18 protein-coding genes and 1 pseudogene are annotated in these 18,837 nt (G+C 40.3%); 16 read left to right on the forward strand and 3 right to left on the reverse strand.

All coding sequences use genetic code 11. From position 1 onward, the window contains the following. Window positions 1-19: 19 nt before the first annotated feature. Window positions 20-196, forward strand: a pseudogene (locus AC1DYB_RS25115) (type II CBASS E2 protein); the annotation flags it as partial. A gap of 66 nt (window positions 197-262) precedes the next feature. Here AC1DYB_RS25115 and AC1DYB_RS25120 read toward each other — a convergent pair. Together AC1DYB_RS25120 and AC1DYB_RS25125 are read right to left on the reverse strand one after the other, a co-directional pair. Further along, window positions 263-487, reverse strand: a complete 225-nt coding sequence (locus AC1DYB_RS25120) for a hypothetical protein (RefSeq protein ID WP_477438979.1) — start codon at window positions 485-487, stop codon at window positions 263-265. A 6-nt stretch (window positions 488-493) separates the two neighbouring features. Beyond that, window positions 494-925: a hypothetical protein gene (locus tag AC1DYB_RS25125; protein ID WP_477438981.1), complete on the reverse strand. Its 432-nt coding sequence runs from the start codon at window positions 923-925 to the stop codon at window positions 494-496. A 138-nt stretch (window positions 926-1,063) separates the two neighbouring features. Here AC1DYB_RS25125 and AC1DYB_RS25130 point away from each other — a divergent pair, with 138 nt between their 5' ends. The 12 genes from AC1DYB_RS25130 (at window position 1,064) to AC1DYB_RS25185 (ending at window position 14,587) form a co-directional block, all read left to right on the forward strand. Next, entirely contained in the window at window positions 1,064-1,321 is a 258-nt protein-coding gene (locus AC1DYB_RS25130; protein ID WP_477438983.1) for a hypothetical protein, read from the forward strand. 287 nt (window positions 1,322-1,608) lie between these two features. Continuing rightward, window positions 1,609-2,343, forward strand: coding sequence for a hypothetical protein (locus tag AC1DYB_RS25135; RefSeq protein ID WP_477438985.1), 735 nt, complete (start codon window positions 1,609-1,611; stop codon window positions 2,341-2,343). Next, window positions 2,333-2,815 carry a hypothetical protein gene (locus AC1DYB_RS25140; RefSeq protein ID WP_477438987.1) on the forward strand — a complete coding sequence of 161 codons (483 nt, stop codon included), beginning with the start codon at window positions 2,333-2,335 and terminating at the stop codon, window positions 2,813-2,815. Before AC1DYB_RS25135 ends, AC1DYB_RS25140 begins: the two co-directional genes overlap by 11 nt. A gap of 456 nt (window positions 2,816-3,271) precedes the next feature. Then, window positions 3,272-4,198, forward strand: a complete 927-nt coding sequence (locus tag AC1DYB_RS25145) for a leucine-rich repeat domain-containing protein (RefSeq protein ID WP_477438989.1) — start codon at window positions 3,272-3,274, stop codon at window positions 4,196-4,198. Further along, a complete protein-coding gene (locus tag AC1DYB_RS25150) occupies window positions 4,195-6,807 on the forward strand; it encodes a hypothetical protein (RefSeq protein WP_477438991.1) in 2,613 nt (870 codons plus the stop codon). The genes AC1DYB_RS25145 and AC1DYB_RS25150 overlap by 4 nt, the downstream gene beginning before the upstream one ends. Beyond that, a complete protein-coding gene (locus AC1DYB_RS25155) occupies window positions 6,807-7,778 on the forward strand; it encodes a hypothetical protein (RefSeq protein WP_477438993.1) in 972 nt (323 codons plus the stop codon). Before AC1DYB_RS25150 ends, AC1DYB_RS25155 begins: the two co-directional genes overlap by 1 nt. Window positions 7,779-7,789: 11 nt before the next feature. Next, complete coding sequence (locus tag AC1DYB_RS25160; protein WP_477438995.1) at window positions 7,790-8,170, forward strand: hypothetical protein; 381 nt, start codon at window positions 7,790-7,792, stop codon at window positions 8,168-8,170. A gap of 620 nt (window positions 8,171-8,790) precedes the next feature. Then, a complete protein-coding gene (locus tag AC1DYB_RS25165; protein ID WP_477438997.1) occupies window positions 8,791-10,278 on the forward strand; it encodes a hypothetical protein in 1,488 nt (495 codons plus the stop codon). A gap of 183 nt (window positions 10,279-10,461) precedes the next feature. After that, window positions 10,462-10,776 (forward strand): phage antirepressor KilAC domain-containing protein, encoded by a 315-nt coding sequence (locus AC1DYB_RS25170; RefSeq protein WP_477438999.1) that lies wholly within the window; start codon window positions 10,462-10,464, stop codon window positions 10,774-10,776. Window positions 10,777-10,886: 110 nt separating this feature from the next. Next, window positions 10,887-12,446 (forward strand): DUF6119 family protein, encoded by a 1,560-nt coding sequence (locus AC1DYB_RS25175; protein WP_477439001.1) that lies wholly within the window; start codon window positions 10,887-10,889, stop codon window positions 12,444-12,446. 224 nt (window positions 12,447-12,670) lie between these two features. Then, entirely contained in the window at window positions 12,671-13,831 is a 1,161-nt protein-coding gene (locus AC1DYB_RS25180) for a pentapeptide repeat-containing protein (protein WP_477439003.1), read from the forward strand. 255 nt (window positions 13,832-14,086) lie between these two features. Next, entirely contained in the window at window positions 14,087-14,587 is a 501-nt protein-coding gene (locus tag AC1DYB_RS25185; RefSeq protein ID WP_477439005.1) for a hypothetical protein, read from the forward strand. A 31-nt stretch (window positions 14,588-14,618) separates the two neighbouring features. Here AC1DYB_RS25185 and AC1DYB_RS25190 read toward each other — a convergent pair whose 3' ends face one another. Next, the gene (locus AC1DYB_RS25190; RefSeq protein WP_477439007.1) at window positions 14,619-15,404 is read right to left on the reverse strand and encodes a response regulator transcription factor; all 786 of its coding nucleotides are present in this window, start codon (window positions 15,402-15,404) and stop codon (window positions 14,619-14,621) included. 214 nt (window positions 15,405-15,618) lie between these two features. Between AC1DYB_RS25190 and AC1DYB_RS25195 the strand changes: the two genes are divergently transcribed. The 3 genes from AC1DYB_RS25195 to AC1DYB_RS25205 all read left to right on the forward strand — a co-directional run bounded on the left by AC1DYB_RS25195 (window position 15,619) and on the right by AC1DYB_RS25205 (window position 18,811). Then, window positions 15,619-16,860, forward strand: coding sequence for an ABC1 kinase family protein (locus AC1DYB_RS25195; RefSeq protein ID WP_477439009.1), 1,242 nt, complete (start codon window positions 15,619-15,621; stop codon window positions 16,858-16,860). A gap of 331 nt (window positions 16,861-17,191) precedes the next feature. Next, complete coding sequence (locus AC1DYB_RS25200; RefSeq protein ID WP_477439011.1) at window positions 17,192-17,572, forward strand: hypothetical protein; 381 nt, start codon at window positions 17,192-17,194, stop codon at window positions 17,570-17,572. Between the two features lie 57 nt (window positions 17,573-17,629). Continuing rightward, the gene (locus AC1DYB_RS25205) at window positions 17,630-18,811 is read left to right on the forward strand and encodes a hypothetical protein (RefSeq protein ID WP_477439013.1); all 1,182 of its coding nucleotides are present in this window, start codon (window positions 17,630-17,632) and stop codon (window positions 18,809-18,811) included. Window positions 18,812-18,837: the final 26 nt, after the last annotated feature.

Raw genomic sequence — 18,837 nt, forward strand, 5'->3', positions numbered from 1 at the left:
TCCATGTTACAGGAATGGCGCACTGTGCCTTTTTTATCCCGGGGATATGAAATGGAAAGATCAAACTTCCGTTGCATTTTTTACTATTCCCTGGGTATTCGACTGGATCATGAATTATGAACTTTTTTTGCTGACAGATAAATGGGAAAGTCCGGCAGCTTCTCATGACGTTGGTCTATCTGATAATATTTTATAACTCATTTATAAATATGGACCCAACTAATTAATGTAATCCAAAAACTAGAAGAGTTTTTTTAGATTATTAATCGCAGACCGTTTCCATATTGCAAATGGGGTGGGTGCGGTTGGTCAAAGGGTCGGTGACCTGTCTGCACACAGGAACCTGCCTGCAATTTTCGGATAGCGCACTGCGAAAATGTACTTCGTCAATCGCTATACGATCAGCGAGCCCTTTTTCTTTGATCAGCTGTTTAAACTCTCCCAATAATCCATGAAGTTTTTCGTCGTCAATGTTTAAATGGTTCATAATGATTTATTTAATAATGTAAATGGTAATTGTGTCTGTCAGCGATTGATTATTGGCCGTAGCCTGTGCCCTGACCGTTAATTTTCCGCGGTAAGCAGTATTGGGCATAATATTATAAGTGAAAGAGCAGTTGCCCGAGCTATCACTGACATTTTTTTTGATGCGGTACGAACCGCGGTCGATATCTCCGGCGTCGCGAACGGTGAGGGTGACTTGTTGTCCTGGCGATACAGCGCCTTTCCCGTTAAGGTTTACCGTAAAGGTCATTTCAGCGGTTGGATCAGGTTTCAGTGAGGGCACAGACGGGGTGATCTTTAATCCTGTGGCATAATTGTTCAAAAGCACCAGGTTAATAGTGCGCACATAATCACCTACCCGGGCATTAAGAATAGCTAGGCGTGGACTATTGGCCGTTTGATTATCCTCGTAGCGGGACAACGGGAATACTCAGGCATGATGAATGGCAAAATAGGCTTGTTCTTTGAAAGTAACGGGAAGTATTATATCCTGGACTAGAAGTCTAACTTTCTGGGTGATCACCTGGATAATTATATTGGAGAGGCCCTGCAGGAAGCCATGACTGAGCATAATTATCACCTGCAGTATATGATCTATGCGCTGGCGCTGAAAAAGTACCTGGAGGTGCGGCTAAACGGATTTGATTATGAGCAACACTTCGGCGGAGTGATCTACCTTTTCATCAGGGGGCTGCGCAGCGGGGAACGAACCGGCGTGTTCTGCTACCGGCCGAACTTTTCGGAAATCAATCATTTAGCAGCTGTCCGTCAAATGACCGACCCTGATAGCGAACAAGCTATTCCGCTGATATCCTGATTGGTTTTGCGAGCCGACTGTTAAAGAGCTGGACTGCCAAGGGAATATTAATAAGTGAACCTTCATGGGCAAATATATAAGTTGAGTTAATGCTGAGGTAAAAGGCAAAATCGTTACCTGATGGTACTAAACAAAAATGCGCCGCGACGACGGAATAACAGGTGTTGATAAGTACGCTGAAACCCTGTTGGATAAATTGTTTTGTATATATTACGCCTTATTAAAAAAATATATTTCGACCCGCAATGATAATATTTTCTCAATATGTAATGGGGGTGATGTAACATATGGACAAAGTTGCACGGATAAACAAGGTGTTGAAAGCTTATTTCAGGACGAATAGTAGCATTAATCTTGTGGCTGTTAAAGACCTGATGCCCGAATTTATAAAAGCCGGAATATTTCTCAAAGATGAAAAGAAGGGTCTGCCCATTCGTAAACTACTCCGTGATTTGAATAATAAGAAAGCGCTGGGGCAAATCCCCTTTGTTTATGCAGACAGAAAGATGGTAAACATCCATTGGTTTTTTCAAAGATCGGCTGATCTGACTGTACAGGAAATTCCATTACAATCAGACGAAACCGCTACGCGTAAACAAACGCGGAAAGGCAGCGATGAACACTATGTTATTGATCTTTGTGATGAAGTATTAGGCACAGCTGGTCAGCGCCAGTATCGATTCACATTCCTTATTGGCGATCCGAATGCTAGGGGTATTTGCTCAAAGTTACCGGTAGATGTTTATTATCCGGATCTTAACCGGGTCATTGAATACAAAGAAAGGCAACATTACAGACCGGTTCAACATTTCGATAAGCCGGAAAAAATAACGGTAAGCGGCGTCCATCGCGGCAAACAACGAAAAATGTACGACCAGCGCAGATTGACCATACTTCCGTTGCATGGTATCCGCGTAATAGAGATTTTTTGTGACGAATTAAATTGTCGTCCAAACGGCAGGTTGGTTCGTGATGCTGAGTTCGATTTTAAAAAAATAAAGGAGAAGTTAAATGCCAGTTGAAATCACTGCAGGACTCATAACCAGTGTCATTAGTGACCTGTCTACATTAGGAGCGGCATTTTGGATATTTATGTTATCCGAAAAGTATTCAGAGCATACCAAGGTACTGGATCATGTCAAAATGCTCAAGGAGCTTTTTACAGAATTCAATAAAAGATACGACGACATAAAAGACGAACTGGAAGCGATCATTCAAAAGTTCCCTGACACCGACTTCGATCTGGAAATAGATGAGCATCGCCTGTATCACAGTGTAATTATGCAATTCTTCAATATTTGCTCTGAAGAATATTTTTGGTATGCACAAGACAGGTTAAACGAAACGATCTGGCATAGCAGGCATGCCGGAATACATGATATTTATAGCAAAAGTAAGACTATGAAAACCTTATGGACCGAAGAGTGCAAAGACAAAGGCAATAAATCTTATTATATTAAGAGTGAGTATGAATTTTTTAAGAAAATAAACTGATGCCTTGTCCACACAAATTTCAAAATTACCTAAATCTGGATAAACTTACTTTTGGGCCGACCACTTTGATCATTGGGGTGTTTATCCGTTATGGCCTGATACCAATAACGCAGAATGGTTTTGCGGCCGGACTCATGTGGACATTCCGTAGGCATAGACCACCTCGTTCCGGAATAGCAAACAGTTAATTCCGTAACATTTGACCATATTAATTTATTGATTATTAATTGCGATTTTCTTAATTGCTTACACAACTCGGTGCTCCAAGGCGCACGGAACAGCTTGGTCAAGCCTCCCGGAATATCCAGTTATACGCGCGTGCAACGGGTACGAAGGTGGTGGCGGATAAGGAGCCGTTGCGGGAGAAGTATAATGGGGTGAGGGTGGAGCTGGCGGGGAATTGAAAAATGAAAACAAAATCTTATATTAGGAAACTAAATCTTTAACCTGATCATATTGGCAACCATAGTACACCTCAGGTCGTGGTGGGCGACCCTGGACCGGGAATGGCAAAAGCTGTTGCTGCACGCCATCGACGCAGATTACAGCGATCCTGATGAGCTACAACTCTACGAAATACTGTCGCTGAAAACTATTTTTATGGATGTTCCCGGGGATCACGGAGATCCTGACGACGTCGAAATGTTCGAATTGAAAACGCTCGCGCCCCTGCGGATGCTCAGTAATCTTGAAAGCCTTACTATTCAGGGCCATGTATCAGATGTTCAATCGCTTGATCCTGTAAAGGATTGCATTCATCTCCGGTATCTAAGTTTTCACGGTACGAATATAACCGATCTCTCACCGGTCCGGTTTTTAGCTAACCTTGAAAATCTGAGTTTCAACAGGGCTGCTGTTACCGATATTTCTCCGCTGGCCGGACTTGTAAAACTCCGTTCAGTCAATGCCATTGAATCCGCAGTCAGTTCCTTACAGCCATTATCCGGCAAACAGAATTTGAAAGGTATCAATATATGGGGTGATCATTTACCTCAGCGTGAAATTGATGATTTCGCGGCCCGCAATCCCGGTTGCGAGGTAAACGGGATGCGGGAGGCTTTGGAAGCTGCGGCAAAACAGAACCAACAGAATTTCTATCCGGAAGGCTATGATTTCGATGACGAAATGTTTCAAATTGACGATGATGACTATGCGGCTGCAGAAGCCGATGAGCGGGATCGTATTTTCGAAATGATTGAGGACGGTTTAAATACGCAGATAGCGGGTCAGCTTGGTTTAGGTAACGTCTACAATTACCGTCTGATAATAGAAATAGAAGGCCAGAACTACGAAGTGATTTTTGACTACCTGAACAGCAAAACACAAATTCTCAGGATATGCTGCAGCGAGTGGGAGTATAATTTTACCGGCGATGAGGGATGAGCAAGACCGTTATCTCTTTTAACGGACAGCACCCGGCTATCAATTATCCGGAATTTGAAAAATCTGTGAAGGAAAAACTCCGGTGTCCGGATGCATCTGTTTATATACTTAATCAGTTTCCGGCGGTGGTATCCGCAGAGAGCTTCATCGATCTGTTGATCATCATTGTGATTCCCGATATCCGCGGTAATTATTTCCTGATGCAGAAAGGAGACAAAACAGTATACCTGAACAACCTGATTATACCTGTCAAAATAGTCACCGGCTATGAAAATGCTCAACTGGCAATTGATGAGGAAGGACTGACCGCTGACGGGGAGGCACTTGATTTTGTCAATGATGTAAACGGCTTAAAATTTGGTTTGACAGACTACCTTGCTCATAAACTGCATCTTCCGCGCAATGAATTATATATTCATCCGCTGATTTATGTCAAAAATCAATTATTTACGGGATACGCCGATAATTTAATGATCGGCCTTGTTCTCGGCTTTGATGCGCTGCTCAACTATATCAAAAAATGCAGCCACCGTATTCTTTCTTCTTACAAAAAATGGAGTAGTCCTGAAATATACCTGGTGCTGGACGCGCAAATCCAAAACCTGGTCGAACAGGCCGGAAAAGATAGTGTAACCGGTTATCTGACACGCAAAAAAATAGACCGGATCACGAAAGGGCTGATGGAAGAAAGACCGGTATTTGAAGATGTCAATAATTTTCTGATCAGCATAGAAGGTAAAGCCGGTACCGGTAAGACAAGCGAATTGCTGTTGCTGATGATTCATAACATTGAAAACGGCTTAAATACACTTTATCTTACGTATAATAAACTGCTTGTTTACGATATTGCCAGAACGGTAGTATCGCAACTGAACTCCGGTCTCCGGCAACAGGACAGCAAAAGAGGCCAGCATTCCGTCACTACCCTGCACAAGTTTTTTTACGGCTTGTCAAAAAGACTCGGTGTGCTGCATGTCATGTCTGCCGACCGTATTCTCAAACTAACAAAAACGGTTAAAACTCGCACCCGTTTGCTATATAGCTTCATAAAAGAAAATATCGTTAAAAACAGCATAACGGTATTCGATTATGCTTCTTTGCTGGCTTTAAAGGAACATATTCAAAATGACAGGCAACTCGAAACGGCTGAAAAACAGGTTGGGATAGATATTGTCAACCATATTTCCAGAAAGAAAAATTACCTAACAAAGGATCTCCGGCAGGCGGCAATTGATTTTGTTGATTATAAAACAAGGCTGCTGGAAAAAATTGCTATCGATGACATGTTTCTGCGCGATTATTATGAAGTGCTGAAAAACACATTGATGGCAATTAACTTCCCGGCTGATTATTACAGCAAATTTGATATCCAGGACAAATTTGACCTGCTGATGAATGAACTTAATCTCCAGGACAGGCACCGTGAACTGGACGAAAACCAGCAGCCTGTAATGGTTGAGAAAGAATTTCTCTCCACACTCAAACGAAAGGTAGGCGGCGTAAGGATGAGCCGGACAGTGTATATAGATGAAGGGCAGGATTGTCATACGTCAGAAAGAGAGATATTGTTCAGTATGTTTGGCTATAGAAATGTGGTTGTCGCCAACGGCGGACGTGAGCAACTGATCCGGCATGCGGAACTTTGTAATTGGGGAGTGTTTAAGAATAAAAGACTGCTGGTAAGGCCTGTTAACAAGGTAATTAAATCGAAAGAGTCAACGCTGACAGATCCGTCTGTGCAGTCATTATTTGGATCAGAAGAGATGTTATCACAATCCGCAAAAGACACGCCGGAGAGTGACCAGATTGCCTTTGATATGGTGATCTATAAAAATTCCAACCGCTCTTACCGCATCAAGAAAACGTTGCTGGAGTTTTGTAACTATATCGCAGAACAGTGCGGCCTGTCCCTTGGGCTTACACCGCTTAATTCGGAAGACGTCGGGGAACTCATTTTTGATTTCAGGGGCAGCGGAAAAGAGGAAGACCTTCCCGCAGAATTCAGCGCGCTGGTCAGAAAAGGAACTTTGCATGGCTGTACGAATTACGAAAGTCTGATGATCCTGATCGACGCGGATTCCAGGATCGACCGGACAGGGCAGGACGAACATGATGCTGAAAGGCGGATGGAGGGTACGATCAATGAATTTGATAATATTGATGACCTGCTTGCAGTCAGAAAAAAGGAATGGGAATACAAAAACATACTGGGTACGGAATTGATGTTCTGGGATGGCTCTACTGAAGAGAAAAACAGGTTGCCTGTTCCATCTCCCAATGAGTGCCGGTTATTATTTTATGAAAGCTGCCGTGGCCTGGAAGCCTGGTGCGTAGCCTGTTTTAATATTGACAATTTTTTTGATCAGAAATTCTCCGATCCGCTGGCTGAAAAATTTCTGCTTAATGAAGAAAAAGCAAAGGGCATTCAAAGCCTGCACATTACTAATGAACAGCGGCGGACGATGTTCGCGGGAACCTGGATACTGATGGCGCTGACGCGACCTATGGACACACTTTATCTCTCCTTTAAAGATATGGATGCGGAATTTACACAAATGGCCAAAAGATATATTGCCACCCGCCCTAAACATATTAAAATACTCGAATAATGGCGGAAAAGATTATATTTCTGAGGACTGCCTGGATGATCAGTTACCGTGGCGTAACGGCACAGGACCATCCTGTCGGCGCAGGCTGGTATGTTGCAGATAATGATGACGGGGGCGAAGTATTAAACTTTAAACCAGTGCGCGGACAAATGTATGGCTATGCCCGTATGCAGAATGACCGTAATTTAAACATCACCCGTTTGGGTGCAGGCGATCCGGACAATTTTATTGATGATGTGACTGTTGTATTTTTCTCTAAAAACCCGGTTACCGGCGGACAATACGTGGTGGGCTGGTATCAGCATGCGCGGCTCTACAGACAAACGCAGCATCTGGCAAACGCAGGTCGTGCAACCCATCCCTGGTACACCTGTACAACCAGGGCAGCTGATGCGCATTTACTACCGCTGCCTCAGCGTGTTTTTGCTACCCCAGCGGACGGTCCCGGCCAGACTAACGCCTGGCATGTGATGAACTACGGCGGGAAGAAAAGCTACCTCAGGAAATTTAGGATTTTCCGGAAAAACCCTTCTGATTATGGCACACCAAAAAAAAAAGGAAATAAAAGCGGCTGGATCAAAGATATAGAAAAAAGGAAGGCGATAGAAATGGCGGCTATGTCGGCGACAGACCTTCATTTTACTAAACTTGGGTTTAAGGTAAGCTATGTTCATAAAGAAAATATGGGCTGGGATATGGAGGCGTCCTTGGGAACAGTATCCTTCCGGCTTGAAGTGAAAGGTACTTCGTTGGCTTTAAAAAATGTGGAGCTCACGCCAAATGAATACAATCATTCAGGGCAACACAGTAATTTCAGGGTTTGTATTCTTGATCATGCGCTGGATGCCAGGCGGTCCGCTTTACATATTTGCGTTCTTGACCGGGGAAATAATTGCTGGCGCTCGGACACCGGCAAAAAGCTGCTGATAATCCCTGTCACTTCTGCCAGACTGGAAGTTGAACCTGAATAAATTTAGCAGAAATGAATAACATAGCTGACTTACTGCAACCCTTTCTGAACCAGACAGATAGTTTGAACTGGAGCCATTGGCAGCCATTTCCTGAACCATGTATTTCGCGCGGCAGATGGTTTACCGGGCACAATTATCCGGGTGTCTATCATATCAGGGTCTCAACCACGCATGAGCATATAATTGCCGGCACGGGTAAGCTGCTTTCACGCAGGATGCGCTCGCTGACTCCGGCTCCGTTCGGAACCGGCAGACGGAAAAATTTACGTAAACGGGAATACGTTTTTAATAACTGGCGCAAACTCGAATTTCGCATTTTGAAGACAACTGATGAAACGGAAGCCTTGTTTATAGAAAGTATACTACTAGGTTTGTTCACTAATCCAAAGTAGCTCTCAAAAGTGTACCGAAATTACGTGCGCGGAACAAGCTTTGCAGTTTGAAGGCTTTTTTGAGTTTTAAGATGAGGTTTTGAAGACTTAAGAAAAATGGTATTTAATATTGGTCGATAATAGCGCTTTGCGTCAAGTAAGGGAACTCCAGCTGAATTATAAACTAAACCAAATCTAAAATGTATAACCACGGTAGCAGGTCAAGCTTCGTATATTTGTAGCAGGCATATACACCTCTATTATAAACGAACGGCAGTAGCTTGCCCAGTTGAAAAACGGACGAGTTGCTTTCAGCCAAATCTATCGTATTTTCGCACGCACCTTCTAGTGTACGGGCTCACGCCTGTTCTGGCTTGAAGAAGCGAACGAGATTGTACAGAATATTTTGTGAAGCTATGGGGTTAGGGAGCAAATGCTACAGATTAATAATAACCTTGGATACGGTGATGAAATACAATGTTATCGACCATTTCCTGAAGAACACGCTCCACGAAGAATATGGGGACATTGCTGCAAAATCTTGGAACGTATGCGGTTCTTGATGCCATACAGGTCTTGGAGGCTAAAGAACTCGCAATGAGGTGCCGCCACGGAGAATATTTTTAAGATATAACAAATATATGCCTCATTACTACGAACAAACGCCAAGACTAATCCAGGAATTTAGAGAATTTGCTGAAATCACAGAATTCGCTGCTGTTACTTATCAACAAGTGGACAGTGGGGCAAAAGGTAAGTTGACCGGTGAACTTAAATTTAACTTTTATACCGACCCGGAGCAATACGAAAGCGCGCTAAAGAGCCGCTATGTCGAATTAGTCACCGAACTAGAGGGTGCGATCTCGGATAAATATCTTAAAATTGAAAAACTCAACTTCCTTAGCCAGCATATCATCGAAGCTGCAGCTTTAAACGACCTTATCGTTGTCAGTGCCGAAGGCATTCTCCACCTGAATTTTAAGTATACGAATTTAACCACGCTGAAAAACCTCAAAGCCGTAACTTTTAACCAGGGGGATGTACAGGGCTACCTGGTAAAGACACGCCATTATATAACCAAGTTGCAACGCTACCTTGCCGAACTCAAACATAACCTGGAGATCACCAAACAGGAAGAATTCAACCTTCCGGGGCATATGCTCGCCGATCCCAATCAGTCTTCATTGGAAAACCCCCTGGCGTGGTTTGAGTATGTGGTTTTCAAAAACGGTTTAGATGCTTTACGCAATTATTTCAAGCCATCCCAGGACGAACATGATTACGGTTATGCAAGCTATGATGAAAAGACAGAAACTAAGACCAATGAACAGCAAGACCCAGAAACAGGCGAATGGGAGACCACAACCTACCGTTTCCAGGATTTTTTATTAAACCGGCTTTACAAAGAGTTCTATAAAACCCGGGATTTAATGGAAACAGTTATCAGCCAGGGCAAATCAAAAAAACAGATCAAGCTCGCCTTTACATTTTGGTTATCAAAATTATTCTACCTGAAAGCAACCATTGAAAAAGGTGAACAGGTAAAACGGTATGAAGCAATGCCAAAACCCATAGATGCATTTATCCGGTACCTTTATGAAAAGTATCCTGCTTTTTGCTCAAAACCTGGCAAAACAGCAAAGGGCTTACTGGAAATACCTGAAAATAAGCAGTTAGCAGAACCCAGGCAGCTTTCCCTGCCCGCTGCTGCTCATCCCGGCGTATTCCGGTGGATAAAAAATGAGCCAGCTAAAAACTCGATGATCCTTCATACCAAACTCAATGGCGTGTTTATTGAAAATATTTCATTAGAAAACTTCCACAAAGCCTTTGTCGGCGGTCTTCCTGAAAATATTAATATTCGCTGGATTGACAGGTCAACCAATAATTTGCATGTCAATAAAGTAACGCTTCTCTACCTGTTCAAATCCCTGTCTGAAAACGGGCTGATCGATGTAGGGTTTGACGACCCTGAAATGTTCCGTAAGCTGACCTTTATTTTCAGGGACCCGGATGGAAAAACGCTTGATAACTTCAAACAAAGCAAGCAAAGCCTCCTAAGTGCAAAAAAGCCCAAGACCTATATGAAAACACAAATCGACGCCATCATAAAAGCCATGATGGCCTGACAGCACAGCTTCAGTTTACCTGGCAGCTTATCGAATAAAGGTAAGCTGTTTTTAATTTTGCGCTTCGACTCTACACAAACACTTAACAGCTTACAAACAGCCTATCAGCTATTCTGCCGCCAGCGCGCAGGCACAGCCCTTGTATATCCTGGCATACCGCTACTAACAAGGTGGTTTGCAAAAATGAAACAAACAAACGTAAATTTAACCTACCTGCTGCCATCGCGTGAGCAATGGTATGACATGAAGCAGGCAGCAAAATTAATCAATGCAGATATGGGCAGGACCAAATTGTTCAGGTACTTAAGGGCCCACGGCTTTCTGATGGACGACAATGAGCCTTACCAGGTTTTTATCGACGAGGGCCTTTTCAAAATCGTTGAAAAGGACATTCGCGGAAGGCAGGGCCAATTCCTTTTCCGCTCCATGGTAACGCTGATTTCCGGTAAAGGGATCCGGTTAATTGAGAAGCATATTGCCAGTCACGGCGTCAATTAACAGGCAGGTGGGGCAGGGCCGTGTTGCGGCCCTGCCGGTACACCTTTTAGCAATCAATAAGTGTAAAAAAAGGCATAACTTTACTTTTGTATGCCTACAAACCTTAAACCATGAAACTATCCGTAAAACTTGGCAAATCAAACCGTACGATAACAGAATTATTAAAACGCGGGCATAACCTGGAGGGCCCTGTAACGGATTGGGGCGGTATCGCCGGATCTGAGCTGTATTATGGCCAGGCTTATGAAAGCGAACCCGTATGGAAAGGCTTCATCGAAACAGGTGCCGGAGTGACCTTGCCCGGGCTTGTTAACCAGGGCGCTGCCGCCGTATTATTTATTCCAAACGGGAAACGGTACCTTGTTTATATTTTTGGCTATGGTTTCCTGAGCGTAAATGACGGGTTTACCGAATGGGATTTCGGGATTAAGGTCGTGCTCAACTCCATCAGTCCAAACGGCATCAAAAGCCTTGACTCCCACACCATCAGCCAAAAGGCAAAAAACAAACGGATCCAGGTGGCGACCCAGGCCGGCATCGGTGAGTTCGAGGTAGATATCCTCCAAGACCTGGTCAGCCAGGTTTCAGGTAAAGCTGTCAATCAATCCTTTGCCAAAAGTCTGACAGGGGGAGGGACGCTTACCCTGAATGTAGATATGACCGGGTCCTCCATTACCAGAAAAAGCAGCGAAATCCTAGGGCAATACGGGTTGACCACCTACCAGGCTAATTTTGAATGGATCGATTTTATCTCGCCGGTCAAGGATCCCGCCATAATTGCCGCGCTCGACCAAATGGTTAAGGATAATTTAGAGGGGCTGATCGCCGGTAATTCGGGCCCTGAATTTGTTTTATCATTTCCGGGTATCGTGGAAATCGAAAACAGCGACCATATTACCTTCGGCGGTATAGGCTCCGACGTCGAATTTGACTGGGTCGACATCAACGACTTTGTAGCGGAATGCCAGGCCTCAGGGCACCTGACATTAGCTAATATCGACGCTATCCAGATCAACCTCCACGACGGCCATGGTAAAATTTTCAAAATCTTCCCATTGGTAAGGTGCCTGACAACAGAAGCCAGCCACCAGGGCATAACCTATATTTTGACCAGCGGGACCTGGTTCAAACTAAATGACGACTACTATGATACCGTTACCCGTTTTTTTACGGGTTTGCTGGCCAACCCAGTCGAATTTGTGTCAGGTGAACAAACAATCGAGAAAAATGAGACCGATTACCTGGCGCAACCGTTGCCAGCCGGCAGCGAGCTTTTTGACCGCAGGCTCCACAACCAGCGCGGCACGGCTAATGCCATCGAATTCGCCGACGTCGTAAACGACCAAACCGAAATCATCCACGTGAAAGACGGCGCAAGCTCAGCAAAGCTCAGCCACCTTTTTAACCAAGGAACCGTTTCCGGCCGGTTGCTTTTAACTGACAAAAGTTTCAGGGGCGATTTTAGAAATAAGATCCGCGACGCCGCTATCAAGCGCCTGTTTCCCTTGGCTTCGATCAACCCCGACAGAACAACTATCGTATTTAAAATCTTAAGAAAGGGCCCGGCCTTTAACCTGCCTTTTTTCTCTAAGATCGTTTTATACGATACTTACCGGAAAGTAACGGAGATGGGTTACAAATTCCGGCTGGAATGGGTGGAATATGTTTAGGCCTTCTTTTTTAAATAGATTTTAAGCTTAATTCCGGCCTCAATCCCGTTTCCCTTCGCTGACAAACAAGGCAAATGCTTTATTCAACTGACCTATTTAGCCAATGGTCAAAAATTCCGACACTCAATTAAAATGAAGATTTTTCCGGGGCAGTGGTTAATCAAGGTTGCTAATTTCAAACCTTTTCCTGTACTTTTATAGATACCTATCAATTTGCTTTATCAATGAAAAAGTTTTTATTTTTAATGGCTTTAATGGTCTTGAATGTTAATCGGGTTTTGCCCGGGATTCGATTTAAGGGAATGACTTATAATAAGAAGGTAAATTTCTTCCACAAAAAATTAGCAAATGACGCCCATTTTCAGGGAGCGCAATTCTTGCAAGGAGCTGATTTCTATGAGGCAACTTTTTCAAATGAAGCAAGGTTTGATTTTGCAGATTTTTCGAAAGAGGCAGATTTTTCGTACGCGCGATTTTTACAAGAAGCCAATTTCTTAAAGGCAGATTTTTGGGGCAGCTTTAATTTTAACTACGCCGCATTTTCAAAAGACGTTAGTTTTTTTTGTGCTTATTTCAAAGCGCGAGTAACGTTACATCTATCATTCTTGTCATTGACAGACAGCACCAGATTTGATTTTAACGGAACTTCATTCCCTGATACAATTTTATTTGCAAATAATGACAATATTAAAAATGAAATTAATTTGCTAAACGGAAACTTCACGGATTCATCACGGTACAACTATAAAAGTAAATCAATTAGACCAATTTGGATTTACTTGATTGGGTCAAATGTTGCTAAACTCCATCTGGATTATTTACATTTCAAATTATTGCTACCAGATTCCACTATAAATGATCCTAATAATAGGAGGCTTTTAAGCCAAGATGAAAAAGCTTCCGTTTACGAGGCTTTACTTAATAATTTCAAAAGCAACGGACAAACCGAAAGTTATCAATTATTAGACATCGAATACCAAGAGTTCAAATGGAATCATTCGTGGGCGAGCTTTTTAACATGGATTCCGAAATATTGGTGGAATTTTGGGTACGACAAAGAATATATTTTTGTATGGACGTTGATGTTTTTAGTGCTTTTGACGTGTTTTTCCTATTTCTTCATACATAGCCTCAACACCAAAATTTTTAAGATTGAGAAAATCCCTGTTAACGAGTTATGGGCGACGAAAATATCGTTCAAAAATTTTGTCCCTCGTTTTTGGTCGTCCTTGATGTATACATCAAGTGTGTTCTTTAAGTTTAGCATAGATATTAAAAATCTAGAGTTTAAGGAGCGGCGCGGCACGTTTTATATAGTAGTGGTTTATACAATCGGTGTGCTTTGCATTGCCTACATGGCAAACTTTGTTTTGCAGAAGACTTAATTGTCCGGAAAGAACTAATACTTTAACAATTAATCAGCTATGAAATACCCAGCCTTCACCCTGTTACTATTCACGTCAGCTTATACCGCTTCCGCGCAATAGAGTATTGATGCTAAAGATGCTCAACCCCATATTGAAGAGCAAGTTACGATATGCGACAAAGTTTAAATTTCTTGGCAAATACTTATATTTGAATTAAGAAATGTAGCCGAAACAGTTGTTTATAGCTTGATAAAAAAGGCTTTCATTTTTATAATGTCATTGGCAAATAGAAAATCATTTTTTAATAAAGCGACATTCGTGGCGTCTTTTTTTGAAAAGATAGATAAGATAGAAGAACAGGAAAGAGTATTATCAAACGCCAGGAAGCGATTTATGACTGATGAAATCGATGCCGAGGACTTCAAAGCGGTCAAGCTGGGGTGCAATGAGGTATTAAGAGTATTAGAGGCAAAGCTTACTGATATGCCAAATAAGATTGATAGCTCAAAATCCGTGGAAGGCTTGCTGGACATTATAATAGACAAGTATTCAAATATACATCAGCACTATAAAACAGCTACAATATCTGATAAATGGAAGCTAATCGGTTCGATGTACCCCCAAAATTTGTGTTATGACGGAACTGAACATCGAACCCCTTATTTAAATCATGCCATTGCACTTATCTTGTTGATAAACAGTAATTTATCTGGCATAAAAAAAGGGGAAAAGCCATCTTTTGTAACATGGTTGGTATGTAAAAGTTCTCAATGAAATTCAAACAGTTTCTAAATATTCAGAATTTTCAAAGGATTCCATTTTTGAGTGAATGATTAAGTAATTCAGATATATTTTTACTGTTAGTTTTTTGTAACATATTTTTTCGATGGTTATTTACTGTGTGAATACTCAAATTTAATTTATCCGCTATCAATTTGCTACTACATCCATCACAAACCCATTTCAATATATCAATCTCCCTTTTACTTAATTCAGCCTTTTTATCTGTGGGATAATAGGTGATAATAAAATCCCTTTGGTCTTTAGGAACTAACACATTCAAATCCTCAATTATGTGTAGAACCCGGAGATCCGTTTTGAATGGAGTAATATCAGTGATGGAACCGATTGCGGCTAAGGGTATATTATCGTAACTTGAACATATAAAACTAGACCGTTGACTAACCTGTAGATAATTCCCGAGGTTGTTTTTTAAGCGATAGGTAATCGTAAATGAAATATTAGATAATGGCGATGTATTATGATTAAAAATATAATCGATACCAATTGGAAAAGCATGTTTATTGATGATTTCAAAATCATTTGGGTGAATTCTGCTTATGAAAAAATCCGGTCCAGCTTCTAATAAAAGGGAGGCCGGATACCCAGATAGTATATTTAATTCAGAATCAACATGTAAGTATTTAAAGTTGACATAATCAATTATATAGATCGCCGACGGTCGGAAAGTCAGATATAGGGAAGAAGGGAAAAAACACTGAAGAACATCAATTGAATTGGGCAACGAACAATCATCGTAAATTTTTGCTTTTTCTAAAAAATCACGATAGGTCAATTGTGGTAATTTCATATTGAAATAACAGTGAAAGGTTTATGCTAAATATACGCACAAATAACAATTTTAGTTAATGAGTTAAATATTATTTATGGGAATATAATACGATAAGATCAATAGGTTATTAGATGAACGGGAAACACCTCAGCTGATTATCAAAGAATAGTCCATTTATCATATCTTCACATCAAGCTAATTTTATTTTTTAATATTTTAATAGAGTAAATCCATGCGTTTTCTTCATATCCTTTTACAACTTTTGTTTCTTACGTTTGAGTTTTTTCTTTTTAAAATAGGAATTATTTCCCCCAATAAATTTGGTACTCACTTTTGGAAGAGATTGGAAAGACTTGATGGAGTTTACATAAAAGTTGGTCAATTGCTTTCAGTAAGGCCAGATATTATTTCGTTTGAAATAGCGGAAATATTACAGCCACTTTTAAAAAATGTAAAATCAATTCCTTTTAAAGATATTGAATCAGTTTTAAATAATTCGTTTCCTAATTGGAGGAATAAAATATTGGAAATTGATTTTACTCCACTTTCTACCGGTAGCATTGCCCAAGTTCATAAAGTTAAGCTTGTAGATGGGACCGTAGCTGTCATTAAAGTATTAAAACCCAAAGTGACGCGTTTTGTCGAGACAGATTTGTATCTATTAAAAGCCGTGATGAAAGTTGCTAAAATCCTTCCTTTCATCAATCGTCTTCCAACAACTGAATTAATATATGAGTTAGACCTAATAATTAGAAAGCAATTGGACTTAAGAATTGAAGCGAATAATTTATTGCAATTTCGCCAAAATTTTTCATCAAATCCCCAAATAAAAATCCCGTATTTGATAAAGGAAATAATTTTTAAAGAATTTATCGTGCTGGAATATATTGATCTTCCACATGCAAATAATTATAGCGATTGGCCTGAAGTTAAACGAAATGATGTTGCTAAAAGGGCTTTACAGATGCTTTATCAAATGATGTTTTTAGATGGTTTTACACATTGTGATTTGCATCCCGGGAATTTCTTCATAACAGATGACGGTTCGCTTATTTTAATTGATTTTGGTATTACTAGCGTGATGCAAGGCGAAGCTCTTAATAATTTCATTTCATTTTTTTATTATATGTCGATTAATAATGGCTTGAAATGTGCTGAAATTATTGATAAAACTGCATTAAAAAAATCGAAGAATTTCAATAGAGAGAAATTAAATAGCGAAGTCAATGCTTTCATATCTGAGTATTCCAGAATGAATGTTGAACAGTTTAGTATATTATCATTTACAAAAAGTTTGATTAGTCTTGAATGGAGGTGCAAATTAAAAGGCACGACATCATTTATTAATAATATTTTAGCTATAGTTTTTTTTGAATCTGAACTAAAAAAATTATACCCTAAAATAGATTTTAAAGAGGAAGCGGCGAGGTATATTTTTACCAAAACCAATTTCTTAGAATTCTTAATCAAGTAATTGTTTACAAAATCACATCCCGATTGGAATATAATTTCCATTTGGAATTCAATGAGATAAGCGTTTTACGATAATAATAATAGCAGGCAAATATTTCTATTGAAAATCCAGTAAAATATATCTTCACTAGATTGTCAAGTTATTGAGTCTTGAGAATCAGAGATAGTCTTACTTTGAGAAAATACTTTTCAAATTAAATGACTATAAATGGCTATTGATATCGGTTAAACCTCTCTGTACTTTTAATTATAAAACCCTTAATAATTTCAAAAGAAATAGTTAAATAATTAAAAATCTCCTAAATGGTCATAAAAATTTGCTGTGAGAAATAATGAGCGATTTTGAAAACGGCGAATTTTTTAGCCAAAAATGGTGGGCTAAAGTTATTGATGCTTGGAATATTTACGAAATGAAATCGCAACTTGCTGGTTTTAATTCGGCTTCATTTATCGTTGAGGATTTGGTTGTTCCATGTGTTTCGATCAACTGGGACAATGATGGTTGCGCAACTATATTGAAAGATTTAGATAATCAGCCTCTTGTATTTAGCGCAACTATTAGATCTTGGCTTGAATTTATTTCAGGTGATTTTAGTGCTTTGGAAGGTGTAATAAAGAGTAAGATTACGTACACGGGGCCATTAGGAGCGGTTTTGAATTATACAGAAGGATTTACTCGCTTAGCTCAAGTGGCGAAAGAAATAAATTATTGAAAAAAAACTTTGGTTTTAAAAATGATAGTTAAATAACGATCGTAATCGAAAATTAATTTGAAAAATTATATTAAATGTATTTTTATTATTTTGTGTTTACTGGGGGGATTAATAGCCTTTAGTTTTAACTCTCATACAGAAGAAACATCCATTTCACAGATTAAAATGTCGTCAAAAGATAAGGCTCTTTTTAGAAGAGGGCAATATCTTGCGAATATTGGTGTCTGCAATGCGTGTCATACTCGTCCTAAAACAGGAGATGCCTTGCTTGGAAGCACTAAAGCAGATTCCGCACTGGCGGATCTAAAGGCAAGAACTGATGAGGACTGGTATTCTGGGTTAGACAACAGCCATTTCATGGCTGGGGGAGTTCCTTTCTATATACGAATAGATTCCAATACTCATGGTATTGTTTATTCAAAAAACATCACACCAGACGTCGAAACCGGAATTGGTAAGTGGTCGACTAAAGAAATATATACTGTATTGAAAACCGGAAAAAGAAGAGATGGCACGTCTTTGTTCTTGTTTCCACCGCATTCCTTTTTCAAGAATCTAGCTGAAAATGATGTAAACGCATTGATTTTTTACTTGAAACAACTAAAACCTATTAAGAATAAGATACTACCGAGGAGTTTGCCGTTCCCTGTTAGCTCAGATTCCTTGATAGTCGTTAAAAATGCACCTTCAGAAACGTCTATAAAAAGAGGGGAATACCTTACATCTGCATTGGTTGGATGTAAAGAATGTCATTCTCATACAGATGAAAAGGGAGTTTTTCAAGCATTTTCCGGTGGAAGACCAGGAGATCCTGTTTTGGGGGTTTTTAAACTTGGTCCGGATATCCCGATACGTCAAACAGAAAAAGGATTCTCCGCTTTCCCATATCCTGGATATTCATTATTGTATAGTGGCAATCTTACTCGCTTTGGAAAAGGAGGTGATTTGTCCAGTGTGTCCGAAAAACAATTAGTAAATGCCATTCGATCTGGTGTAAAATTAGGGAAAGATAACTTTGGGAGGCCTGAACTAATGGGACATGTAATGATGTGGCAATTTTATCGATTTATGAACGATAAGGATGCCTATTCAATCATTAAATATGTTAAGTCTCTTAAATATATAAAAAATGATGCAATACCAGGAATATATAATTATGGCACAAATTGGGAATTGACATTCGAAAAAATGTACGGGGCTAAGCCATCAACAAAGGACAAAGAATTTTTTGGTAAGTAGATTATAAATTTTAACAATTTAAACTT

The sequence above is a fragment of the Mucilaginibacter sp. P2_A4 genome, from assembly GCF_056405015.1.